The organism is Prosthecobacter sp., from assembly GCF_046154365.1.
In the GTDB taxonomy this organism is placed as follows: domain Bacteria; phylum Verrucomicrobiota; class Verrucomicrobiia; order Verrucomicrobiales; family Verrucomicrobiaceae; genus Prosthecobacter.
Map to the genome: position 1 here is coordinate 1 of NZ_JBJXFV010000018.1, position 3,154 is coordinate 3,154.

At 62.7% G+C, this 3,154-nt stretch carries 3 protein-coding genes; all 3 read left to right on the plus strand.

Annotated elements, in window-relative coordinates:
- The coding region (locus ACKVY0_RS02150) for a sulfatase-like hydrolase/transferase (protein WP_409213140.1) at window positions 1–902 on the plus strand (902 nt) is incomplete at its 5' end.
- A 4-nt stretch (window positions 903–906) separates the two neighbouring features.
- Entirely contained in the window at window positions 907–2,514 is a 1,608-nt protein-coding gene (locus ACKVY0_RS02155) for an arylsulfatase (RefSeq protein WP_409213141.1), read from the plus strand.
- Between the two features lie 3 nt (window positions 2,515–2,517).
- A partial coding sequence (locus ACKVY0_RS02160) for a Gfo/Idh/MocA family protein (RefSeq protein ID WP_409213142.1) occupies window positions 2,518–3,154 on the plus strand: 637 nt, incomplete at its 3' end.

Genomic DNA, 3,154 nt, shown 5'->3' on the forward strand with positions numbered 1-3,154 from the left:
TCCACGACGCCGCGAAGAAGTTCATTCGCGAGAACGCGACGAAGCCGTTCTTTGCCTATCTGCCCTACACGCCGCCGCACGGCAGCTTTCACATTCCCGACAGCGACCCCGCTTGGACGCTCTACAAAGACAAAGACTGGCCCGCCGATGCCAGACGCTACGCCGCGATGGTCACGATGCTCGACCGTCAGATCGGCGAAATCCTTGCGCTGCTCAAGGAACTCGGCATCGAGCAAAACACGCTCGTGTGCTTCAGCGGCGACAACGGCGGCGCGGACTACTTTGTCACGCCGCAGCACCCGCGCGGAGTCCACAGCGCGAACAAGAATCCTGAAACCGGCGTCGAGTGGCGTGGCAAAAAGGGGACACTCTACGAAGGCGGCCTCCGCGTGCCCTTCCTCGCCCGCTGGCCGGGAAAAATCGCCCCCGGCAGCCGCAGCGACCTCCTCACCTACTTCCCCGACATGCTGCCCACATTTGCTGAAGTCGCTCAGGCCACCGCACCGGCCAATGTGGATGGCGTTTCCATCCTTCCCTCCCTCACCGGCCAAAACGCCGCACAAAAAATCCACGACTACCTCTACTGGGAGATCAACGGCTGGACCGCCATCCGTCAAGGCACCTGGCGCGCCGTGAAGCCGGACAAAGCCAAGACCTGGGAACTCTACGATCTCGCCAGCGATCCCAGCGAGAGCAAAGACCTCGCCGCCGCGCAGCCCGACATCCTTGCCAAACTCACCGCCCTCGCCACCAGCGCCCATGAACCCATTCGCGAAGGCACCTTCGCCAGCACCGACCTCCACGAACGCGACCGCCGCGCCAAATACGGCAAGCAGGATGACGACAGCTACATCGCCACCCCAAACGGCGTGTCGAAGAAGGGAATGAAAAAGAAGAAGTGAACCCATGACACGCCTCCTCATCCTCTTTGCGCTATTTGCGTTCCTTTGCGGCCAATCATTCGCTGCGGAGCAGCGCCCAAACATCCTCCTCATCATGGTGGACGACATGGGCTACTCCGACCTCGGCTGCTACGGCGGCGAGGTGCGCACGCCGACGCTCGATGCGCTGGCGGCGGGTGGCGTGAGGCTGGCGCGATTTTACAACTGTGCACAGTGCTGCCCCTCGCGCGCTTCGCTCATGAGCGGGCTGTATCCGCATCAGGCAGGCGTGGGCGACATGAACGAGACCGGGACGGCGAATGAGCTGTGGCGGCGCATCGGCTCGCCAGCGTATCTCGGCTTCAAGAAAGAAGGTGTCGTGACCTTGCCGGAGTCTCTGCGTGAGGCGGGCTATCAGACCTTCATGGCCGGGAAATGGCATCTCGGTCAGGATGAGACCTGCTGGCCGGGACAGCGCGGGTTTGACCGGCATTTTGCGCTCATCGGCGGTGCTTGCGAACAGTTCACCGGTTATCGCTCCTGGCAAAAGAAGGGACCCATCACCAAGTTCGTGCTCAACGGCAAAAAGGTCGAAAAACTGCCGCCGGACTTTTACACGACGGCCTCCTTCACCGACCACACGCTGCGTTTCATCGAGGAATCCGACATCGCGCGGCCATGGTTTGGCTATTTGGCCTATACCGCGCCGCATTGGCCGCTCCAGGCACATGAGAGCGATGTGGCGAAGTATGCGGAAACGTATCGAACCGGCCCCGATGCCATCCGCCAGCGCCGTTTCGAGCGATTGAAGCAAATCGGCCTCATCCCCGACTCCGCGCGATTGCCCCAGCTCGACGCCGAAATCACCGACGAAGCCAGGAATGCCAAAAAAGAGCGCAACGAGCAATGGATGCGCCAATACGCGGCGATGATCGACCGCGTGGACCAGAGCCTCGCCCGCATCGTCGAGACGCTGCACAAACGCGACCAGTTCGACAACACGCTCATCCTCTTTCTCAGCGACAACGGCTCCGACGAAGTGCGCGGCCCGCTCTGGGGCCAGGTGTGCAACACACCCTTCCGCAAGTTCAAGGTCTGGGTGCATGATGGCGGCATCGCCTCGCCCTTCATCGCGCATTGGCCCGCAGGCATCCCGGCATCACAGCGCGGCAAGATCGTGACCGGCTCCGCGCACATCATGGACGTGTTCCCAACCTGCCTCGCCGCCGCCGCCGCGAAACATCCCCGCACCTTTGCCGGACATGCCGCTCAGCCACTCGAAGGCACGAGCCTCCTGCCTGCGTTGCGGGGTGAGCTTGCTTCGATGCCGATGGATCGCCCGCTGTTCTGGGAACGCATGGGCAACGAAGCTATGCGCCTGGGCCACTGGAAACTCGTTCGCGGCTACGGCCCCGCATCAGCCAACGGCGGCATCGCCACCACCGGCCCGCGCACCGGAGCCTGGGAACTCTATGACACCTCCACCGACCCCGGCGAAACCCACGACCTCGCCGCGCAGCAGTCAGAAAAAGTCGCCTCGCTCGTCTCTCAACATGAAGCCTGGGCCAAACGCGTCGGCGTGGTGCCGCGTGAGCAAATCGTCAAACACATGCAATCCAACGACAAGAAATAGACCATGAACCGCCGCTCCTTCCTCCACACCTCCGCGCTCGCCTCAGCGGGCGCTTTCACCGCCAAGTCCTACTCGCAAATCAACGGTGCCAATGAGCGCGTGCGCGTCGGCATCATCGGCTTCGGCCTCATCGGGCGCATTCACACGCGTAGCTTTCATGGGCTGAAGGAATCGCAGGTCGTCGCCGTGGCGGACTGCTACAAGCCGCGCATGGATGCATGCGTGGAGCTGGTGGGCGCGGATTGTGCGAAGATACCCGACTTCCGAAGAATGCTGGAACGCAAGGACGTGGATGCCGTCGTGGTGAACACCGGCGACCACTGGCATGCGCTGCAAATGATGCTGGCCTGCGATGCGGGCAAAGACGTGTATCTCGAAAAGCCGCTGCACCTTTTCGTGCGCGAGGGCGAGTGGATGCAAAAGGTCGCCGCCCGCACGAATCGCGTCGTGCAGGTCGGCACGCAGCAACGCAGCGCGGCGCATTATCACAAGGCGAAGGAACTCCTGCGCAGCGGCGCCATCGGCGACATCGTCAGCGTGCAGTGCAATTTCTTCCGCAACGTCATGCCCGGCATCGGCAACCCGCCGGATGGCGATGCGCCCGCCGACCTCGATTGGGACATGCTGCTCGGCCCCGCGC